Source organism: Streptomyces sp. CBMA29, assembly GCF_014596445.1.
GTDB lineage: Bacteria > Actinomycetota > Actinomycetes > Streptomycetales > Streptomycetaceae > Actinacidiphila.
In genome coordinates this window covers 37,643-46,310 of the sequence record NZ_MECL01000106.1, presented here as the reverse complement: position 1 = coordinate 46,310, position 8,668 = coordinate 37,643, and the positions used below count along the sequence as shown (strand labels likewise).

General features: G+C 70.1%; 6 protein-coding genes. 3 read left to right on the top strand and 3 right to left on the bottom strand.

Annotation, left to right across the window (positions count from 1 at the left end; translation table 11 throughout):
* On the bottom strand, positions 1-352 hold a 352-nt coding region (locus tag BGM09_RS15985; RefSeq protein ID WP_188282259.1), incomplete at its 3' end, for a LacI family DNA-binding transcriptional regulator.
* Positions 353-760: 408 nt separating this feature from the next.
* Here BGM09_RS15985 and BGM09_RS15980 point away from each other — a divergent pair.
* A complete protein-coding gene (locus BGM09_RS15980) occupies positions 761-1,585 on the top strand; it encodes an aldo/keto reductase (RefSeq protein WP_188282258.1) in 825 nt (274 codons plus the stop codon).
* 239 nt (positions 1,586-1,824) lie between these two features.
* Positions 1,825-2,724 (top strand): DUF4389 domain-containing protein, encoded by a 900-nt coding sequence (locus tag BGM09_RS15975; protein WP_188282257.1) that lies wholly within the window; start codon positions 1,825-1,827, stop codon positions 2,722-2,724.
* A 6-nt stretch (positions 2,725-2,730) separates the two neighbouring features.
* On the opposite strand, the gene BGM09_RS15970 is transcribed toward BGM09_RS15975, so the two are convergent.
* Complete coding sequence (locus tag BGM09_RS15970) at positions 2,731-3,930, bottom strand: glycoside hydrolase family 64 protein (RefSeq protein WP_411158315.1); 1,200 nt, start codon at positions 3,928-3,930, stop codon at positions 2,731-2,733.
* Positions 3,931-4,088: 158 nt separating this feature from the next.
* Positions 4,089-5,120: a LacI family DNA-binding transcriptional regulator gene (locus BGM09_RS15965; RefSeq protein ID WP_317452722.1), complete on the bottom strand. Its 1,032-nt coding sequence runs from the start codon at positions 5,118-5,120 to the stop codon at positions 4,089-4,091.
* A 376-nt stretch (positions 5,121-5,496) separates the two neighbouring features.
* Between BGM09_RS15965 and BGM09_RS15960 the strand changes: the two genes are divergently transcribed.
* Complete coding sequence (locus BGM09_RS15960; protein ID WP_317452721.1) at positions 5,497-8,643, top strand: GH92 family glycosyl hydrolase; 3,147 nt, start codon at positions 5,497-5,499, stop codon at positions 8,641-8,643.
* Positions 8,644-8,668 lie beyond the last annotated feature (25 nt).

Below are 8,668 nucleotides of genomic sequence, written 5' to 3'. Positions count from 1 at the left end.
GCTCGTAATCCGCGGCCCCTTCGGTCAGCAGCAGCACCAACTGGTTGTCCCGCGCGGTGAGTTCCCTGCTGATCCCGCGCACCTGCTGCGCGAAGAACGGGTCGGTGAAGAACCGCGTCTCCGGCTCCGCCACCACCACCGCGATGGCGTCGTTGCGCCGCGTCACCAACGTACGCGCCGCCTGATTGGGCACATACCCCAACTCGTCCACCGCCTTGCGCACCCGCTCCACCAGCGGTCCCCGTACTCCCGCTCCCCCGTTGACCACCCGCGAGGCGGTGGCACGCGACACCCCGGCCCGCGCGGCGACTGCCTCCAGCGTAGGACGCGGCGCGAAGCTCGGGTCGGACAAGGGACGTCTCCTTCACGCGGGGTGGCGTGGCACGGAACAGGCACAGCGTAACGGGTTGCGTCCCTCCCAAGAGAGCGCTCTCCGAAGCGAATTCGGCACGCTCCCGGATTCGGGGTGTTTGGCGGTTCGGGACCCGGGCACCCGAACCTTTGAGGCACCCCCCCGCCTCATAAGCCGATACGGCCGGCGGCATCCCCCCCGTCGTCCGGTCGTATCGGCTGGGCGCCCCTCACGACCCGATCCGGGTCCGCGCGCCGGGGCCTGTCACCGAAGTCCGTCGTCGGCGGGCCGGATAGGTCGGCAGAAGTTACGGTGGGTGAAGGCCGCCCTGTCACTCCGGGCTCGTCGCCGCAGGTCAGGCGGCTCCACCGGGAACCACCCGCCGAGACACGCAAGGAAGTCGCGCACATGTCTGCTGTGCCCGCTCTCACGCTCAACAACGGCGTCGCCATCCCCCAGCTCGGCTTCGGGACGTTCCAGATCCCGCCGAAGGACACGCGGGAGGCGGTCACCACCGCCCTGGAGATCGGCTACCGCCACATCGACACCGCCGAGATGTACGGCAACGAGAAGGAAGTCGGCCAGGCCGTCGCCGAATCGGGCCTGCCGCGTGAGGAGGTCTTCCTCACCAGCAAGCTCGACAACCCTTACCACGCGTACGGCGACGCCCTCACGGCCTTCGCGCGCTCGCTCGACGACCTGGACACGGCGTATCTGGACCTCTTCCTGATCCACTGGCCGAGGCCCGCGGTGGGCGACTTCACCGAGACCTGGCGGGCGCTGGAGGAGATCTACGCCTCGGGCCGCGCCAAGGCCGTCGGGGTGTCCAACTTCCAGCCGCCGCACATCAGCCGCCTGCTCCAGAAGTGCGTGGTCGTTCCCGCGGTCAATCAGATCGAGGTGCACCCGTACCTGGTGCAGGACGATGTCCGGGCCTTCAACGCCGAGCACGAGATCGCGACCGAGGCGTGGTCCCCGATCGCCAAGGGCAACGTGCTCAAGGACCCGGTGCTGGTGGCCGCAGCGGAACGGCTGGGCCGGACGCCCGCCCAGGTCGCGCTCCGCTGGCACGTCCAGCGCGGCGACATCGTCTTCCCGAAGTCGGTGACCCGCGCCCGCGTCGAGGAGAACTTCCGGCTCTTCGACTTCGAGCTGCCCGAGGCCGACATGGCCGCGATCACGGCGCTCGACCGCGGTGAGCGCACGGGCCCGGACCCGGACACCTTCAACTGAGCCGAGCCTGAGAGCGGCCACGCGCGGCGCCCCTGTCCGCGCGCCCGCCCGGCACGTGCGGGCGTACACGGAAAGCCCCCTGCGCGCTCCATGGTCACCGCTCGCGGGAGCGCCCGCACGGCGGTGCGGCCCGTCCGGGCGTCACCCGGCCGCCCTGCTGGACATGCGAGGGGTGCTCCGGACTGCGAGGTTCGTCCACGAGGGCGTCTGCGTGGACGTCCCAGGACGGAGCGCCGGGCATGACGGAACCGATGTGGGCGAGGCCCGAGGGGGCCGAGCCGGTGGAGTGGCTGCCGGAACTGGACATGCCGGACCCGGGCCGTCAGCGGCGGCTGACGGTGCTGCTGCGCTGGCTGCTGCTGATCCCGCAGTTCATCGTGGTGTTCGTGCTCGGCGTCGGCGCGTTCTTCACCGTGATCGTCGGCTGGTTCGCCGCGCTGTTCACCGGGCGCCTGCCCGAGGGCGTGGCCCGCTATCTCGGCGCGTTCCTGGCGTACGAGACGCGCGTGCACGCCAGCGCGATGCTGCTGGTCGACCGGTATCCGCCGTTCGCGCTGCGGCCCGCCGAGCACTATCCGGTGCGGATCGAACTGCGGCCGGGGCCGCTGAACCGGCTCGCGGTGTTCTTCCGCATCATCTTGATGATCCCGGCGGCGATCGTGCAGAGCCTGGTGACCTCCGGCTGGTACGCGCTCGCCTTCTTCATCTGGCTGATCACGCTGGTACTCGGCCGGATGCCCCGGCCGCTGTTCGAGGCGAGCGCGGCGACGCTGCGCTTCAGCATGCGGTTCAGCGCTTACATGCTCCTGCTGACCTCCGCCTACCCCAAGCGGCTCTTCGGCGACGGCGACGCGCCGAAGGCCGTACCGGGCGCGGCGCGGCCGGGCATGCCGGGCGCAGTGCCGGGCGACACCTACGGGGCGGTGCCCGGTTCCGTCCCCGGCGCCCTCGCCTCCGCCACCCGGCCGCTGCTGATGAGCACGGCGGCGAAGGTGCTCGTCGGGGTCTTCCTGGCGGTCGGCCTCGCGGGCCACATCGTCGGCGACACCGTGACCGACTGGAACGGGAACAACGACGACAACGCCGCGGCGACAGCACCTGCCGCCGCGGCCGTCGTCGTCACCCCACCGGGCCGCTGACGCGGCTCAGTCGAACGGGTCGAGGGTGATCGACGCCTCCTGCGGGTCGCCGTCGTGGACCAGCGACTCGTGGTTGCCGACGTCGTCGAAGGCGAAGGCGTACGCGCTCCCGTCGGCCATCTGCTCGTGGATCTCGCGGGCGTACTGGTTGGTGTCCGCGTCCTGGTAGAAGCCGGACGCGTCCGCGTCGGGCTGCTCGGAGTTGGTCAGCAGCGTCGTACGGTTGTAACCGGCGCACAGCGTACGGGAGATGGGGCCGCGCACCAGGTCGTTCGGCGCGTCCAGCAGCTTGTAACAGCCGAAGACGCTGTCGGAGTCCGGCTTCTGGAAGCTGGTGACGACCGCGCCCGAGGAGTCGGTGAAGTTCATGACGTCACCGGAGACCCGGCCGAAGTACTTGGTGTCCGGCTGGTCGCCGAAGGGCGTGACCGTCAGGGTCGAGGAACCGTACTTGTCCCAGACCCGGTTGATGTAGTCGTCCATCACCGAGGCGGGCAGCGCGCCGGACTCGATGCCGTGGCCGGGGGCGAGCGCCCGCAGGACGCTGCCGTCGGGCGCGGTCTCGACCAGGCCCGCCCAGCCGCCGGGCCGCGCCTTGAGGCCGTCGAAGAATCCGTTGTAGCCGCCGGGCTTGAGGTGTCCCGTGGTCTTCGTCGACCCGTCCGCGGCCTTCACGCCGACCGCGTAGGGGGCGGAGAACATGTCGACCTGCGTGCTGTTGATCCACAGGCCCGAGTCGTTGAGCGTGTACTCGGTCCAGTTGAACAGGATGTCGTGGTTCGGATCGTCCGGGTTCTGTACGGCGGGCTGGACGAGGCCGCCGGTGGTCAGCTTGAAGACCAGCTTCTGGCCGTAGGAGAAGTACACCCGGCCGGAGAACTTGGGGAGCTTCAGGGTGAGCGACTGGCCGTCGGCGGGGCCCGTGATGGACGCGTCGGGCGCCTCGGTGGGGGGATTGCCGCCGGCCGGCCAGGCGTGGAAGGCGCCGTCCGCGTCGGCCCAGCCCTGTTCTCCGGTGGCGAGGTTGGTGCCGATGTCGTAGACGTAGACCTGGTCGCCGCGGCCGGAGTTGTTGGTGAAGGTGAGCGGAATGGTGTCCGGCACCGAGGCCGAGGCGGTCGACGCGAGCCCTGCGGCGGTCAGTCCGCCGCCGATCAGCGTGGCCGCGGCCAGCGGTACGAAGAGCTTCCGTTTGGTGATGTACACGCTCTGTACTCCTCATCAGTTGGGGCACCGCGGAGGACAGACGTCGCCGGACATCGCGGAATCGATTCCTCCGCAGCGGTTCTGAGAGCGCTCTCACCCTGATGGGGATTGGTGGGCATGTCAATGACGCGACAGTGGACTTCCGCTGCTGACGGTAATCACCCCTGGTCCGGGGCGGGTTGGGGATGCCGGACGCCGCGGAATTCGCCGGAGCCGCGGACCACGAGACGGGTCAGCAGCACCACGGAACGGGGTGCGGAGCGGTCGCCGCCGATCCGGGCGAAGAGCAGACTGGCCGCCGTGCCCCCGATGGCCACCGGGTCCTGGCTGACCACGGTCAGCGGCGGGCTGAGCCGTTCGGCGAGCGGCAGGTCGTCGAAGCCGACGAGGGCCACCGGGGCCGGGTGGTCGAGGCCGTCGAGCACGCCCATGGTGATCAGGTCGTTGCTGGCGAACAGCGCCGTCGGCGGGTCCGGCAGGGCGCGCAGCCCGGCGAGCGCGCCGCGCGCCTCGTGGTGCGAGCGCAGTTCGTGCCGTACGAGGTCGGGGTCCTCGGGTATGCCGTGCGCGGCCAGCGCGTCGAGGTAGCCGACGTAGCGCTCCTGCTGGGTCCAGATGCCGTAGCGGTCGCCCAGGTAGGCGATACGGGTGTGGCCGTGGTCGAGCAGGTGCGTGACGGCGCGTTCCGCGCCCGCCCGGTTGTCGACGGTGACGGTGTCCACGGCCAGGCCCTTGGCGGGCCGGTCCACGCAGACCACCTGGGTGCCGCCCTCCATGGGCTGCTTGAGGAAGCCGTGGCCGCCGATGGTCGGCACGATGATCAGGCCGTCCACCTGGCGGGCGGTGAAGGCGGCGATGACCTCGCGTTCGCGCCGCGGTTCGTCGTTGGTGCTGCCGACGAGCACGACGTAGCCGCGGCGGTGCGCCTCGTCCTCGACCGAGCGGGCCATCAGCGCGTAGAAGGGGTTGGCGAGGTCGTCGACGACGAGCGCGATGGTGGAGGTGCCGAGGTTCTTCTGGCGCAGATTGCGCGCGTTGTCGTTGCGCTGGTAGCCAAGCCTCCTGACCGCCTGTTCGACCCTGGCCGCGGTGTCCGGCGAGACGCCCGGCTCGCCCGACACGACGCGGGAGACCGTCATGGGGCTCACCCCCGCGGTCCGGGCCACGTCCTTCATCGTCGGGCGCTTCACGGGCCTCCTCCTCGGCGTGCTTCGGGCCGACCGCCGTACGGGCTTGTGTCGATGATGTCAGGCCACGGCCCGGACAACCATCGCCCGTGGTGGAGCGCTTGGTAACGTTCGCACAGCGTCCGGTCCTTGTACGGTCGCCCTGACGCACCGTCATGCCGCTCTCGCCCGGACCTCGTTGGCGGCGGCGCACGGGCCTCGCGCGGCCGGAAACACCCGATGTCCCGTCCTGGTCCGCACCCTTGACATCAAGTCAGGTACACCTCAACAATTCGGTTCTGCTTGGTAACGTTCACATGCACTTCGCGCAGCCCCCCGTGCCCCGAGGCGGCCCGCAAGGACGACGGCGCGCCGCCTCCGCGAGAAGGTGGTCTCCTCCGTGCCCCCCACTCCGTTCCGCATCAGAACCGTCGGCGCCGCGAGCGCCCTGTTACTGGCCGCCCTCGGCATCGGCGGCCTGGCCGCGGCCCCCGCGCACGCCGCGACGCTGCCGCTGACGCAGTACGCCGACCCGTTCGTCGGCACCGACGACAGCTCGGCCCCCAACCCCGTGCCGGGCGGCGCGGGCGGCAGTACGTATCCGGGCGCGGTGGTGCCCTTCGGCGGTGTGCAGTTCAGCCCCGACACCCCGACGGCCTCGCCCTCCGGATACCGCTACTCCGACACCTCGATCGAGGACTTCAGCCTCACGCACTTCGACGGCGCGGGCTGCCCGAACAACGAGGACCTGCCGCTGATGCCGGTCACCGGCGCGGTCAGCACCTCACCGGGCACCAACTGGACGAGTTACGCCTCCGGTTACACCAAGGCGAACGAGTCGGCCGCTCCCGGCTACTACAAGAACCGGCTGGACAAGTACGCGACCAATGTCGAGCTGACCGCCACCACCCGTACCGGCATGGGCAAGCTGACGTACCCCTCGTCCACGTCGTCCCGGCTGCTGATCAACACCAGCCGCAGCGCGACGGGAAACCGCAACGGCACGGTGAACGTCAACGGTTCCGAAGTGACCGGCAGCGTCACCGCGGGCGGCTTCTGCGGCTCCACGAAGACCTTCCAGATCTACTTCGACATCCGCTTCGACCGCGCCCCGACGGGCCACGGCACCTGGTCGGGCGGCACGGTCACCGACGGCTCGTCCAGCGCGAGCGGCACCAACACCGGCGCGTACGTCACCTTCGACACGACCGGCAACGCGGCCGTGCAGTTCAAGGTCGGGCTGAGCTACGTGAGCGTGGCGAACGCGCAGGCCAACGTGGTGGCGGAGAACAACGGCTGGGACTTCGGCGCGGTGCGCACGGCCGCGGACACCTCGTGGAACCAGATCCTCAACCGGGCCCAGGTCACCGGCGGCGCGACCGCCGACCTCAAGAAGTTCTACACCTCGCTCTACCACGTCTTCCAGAGCCCCAACATCTCCAGTGACGTCAACGGCGACTACCGGGGCTTCGACGGCGCGGTGCACAATTCGACCCGGCCGGTCTACCAGAACTACTCGGGCTGGGACATCTACCGGTCCTGGGCGGCGCTGGTCGCGCTGATCGCGCCGACCGAGGCGAGCGACATCGCCAAGTCGATGGTCCTGGACGGGCAGCAGGGCGGTCTGCTGCCGAAGTGGTCGCAGCAGACCAACGAGGACTTCGTGATGACGGGCGATCCGGGTCCGATCATCGTCAGCAGTCTCTACGCCTTCGGGGCCAGGGACTTCGACACCGCGAGCGCGCTGTCGCTGATGGAGAAGGCGTCCAACGGCGGCACGATGCAGGGCTCGCCGATCCGCGGCAACCAGGGCACGTACACCAACCTGCACTATCTGCCCGGCGCGCCCTCGGACTCCCTCGAATACTCCGCGTCGGACTTCGCGGTCGCGCAGTTCGCCAAGGCGCTGGGGAACACGTCCAGTTACTCCACGCACATGACGCGCGCGCAGTGGTGGCGCAACACGTACAGCACGGAGTCCGGCTACACGCAGCCGCGCAACTCCGACGGGAGCTGGGCGTGGCCGCTGAATCCGGCGAGCCAGAACAACTTCACCGAGGGCAACGCGTCGCAGTACACCTGGATGGTGCCGTACGACTTCTCCGACCTGATCAACGACATGGGCGGCCGGCAGACCGCGGTACAGCGCCTCGACCACCACTTCACACAGGTCAACGCGGGTCAGAGCCTGCCGTACTACTACATCGGCAACGAGCCGGAGCACGGTGTGCCGTGGGCGTACAACTACGCGCGTGACCCCGCGGGCGCCTCGGACGCGGTGCGCAAGGTGATGACCGAGTCGTACACCACGGGTCCCGGCGGTCTGCCGGGCAACGACGACCTGGGCGCGACCTCGGCCTGGTACGTGTGGGCCGCGCTCGGGGTGTACCCGGCGACGCCCGGCGCGGACACGCTGGCGATCCACGGCCCGCAGTTCCCGTCCGTGCTGCTCCAGCGGCCCGGCGGCAACATCACCATCAACTCCTCGGGCAGCGGCGGCTATGTGCAGGGCGTCAGCGTCAACGGGACGGCCACCAGCCACAATTACCTGCGCTACCCCGACGTGGCGGGCGGCGGGACGCTGAACTTCACCATGGGCGGTACGCCGAGCGCGAGTTGGGGAACCGGCGCGGGCGACGTCCCGCCGTCCTTCACCGACGGAGCGACCCCGGTGCCGGCCGCGCCCGAGCTGGGCACGGACCTGGCCAAGGGCAAGCCGGTGACGGCCTCGGCGCCGTGCGCGACCGCGGAGTCCGGCGACAAGGCCGTGGACGGCACGCTGAAGGACAACAGCAAGTGGTGTTCCACGGTGGCCAATCCGTCGATCCAGGTGGACCTCGGCTCGGTGCAGACCGTGTCGTCGTTCGTGCTCAAGCACGCCGGGCTCGGCGGTGAGAACACCGGCTGGAACACGGCCGCGTTCACCATCCAGACCAGTACCGACGGCGCCAACTGGACCACCGCGGCCACCGTCACGGGCTCGCGCTCCAGCCGTACCTACCACCCGGTCTCGGCGCGCCAGGCCCGCTATGTGAAGGTCGCCATCTCCTCGCCGGTCAACGACGCGGGCGGCTCGACCGTGGCGGCCAGGCTCTACGAACTGGAGGTGTACGGCGGCGGCCAGGCCGACCTCGCGCTCGGCCGCACCGCGACCGGCTCCGACTCGTGCGGCACCACGGAGACGCCCGACAAGGCGGTCAACGGCAGTTACACCGGCGGCAACAGCGACAAGTGGTGCTCGAAGGTGTCGGGCACCAAGACCCTCCAGGTCGACCTCGGCGCCTCGCACGCGCTGTCCTCACTGACCGTCCGGCACGCCGGGGCGGGCGGTGAGGACCCGAGCTGGAACACCAAGGACTTCGACCTCGCCGTCTCCGCCGACGGCAGCACCTGGACCACGGTCGCCCAGGTCCGCGGCAACACCGCGGACTCCACGACCAACGCGGTGAGCGCCACGGCCCGTTATGTGCGGCTCAGCGTGATCACGCCGACCCAGAACACCGATCCGGCCGCGCGGATCTACGAGTTGGAGGTGTACGGCAGCTAGTGCGGCGCTCCCCCGGCCGCGCGTG

What these genes read in the sequence shown, in the direction of transcription:
- BGM09_RS15980 (WP_188282258.1), top strand. Translation starts at nt 761, where the DNA reads ATGTCTGCTGTGCCCGCTCTCACGCTCAACAACGGCGTCGCCATCCCC.
- BGM09_RS15975 (WP_188282257.1), top strand. Translation starts at nt 1,825, where the DNA reads ATGACGGAACCGATGTGGGCGAGGCCCGAGGGGGCCGAGCCGGTGGAG.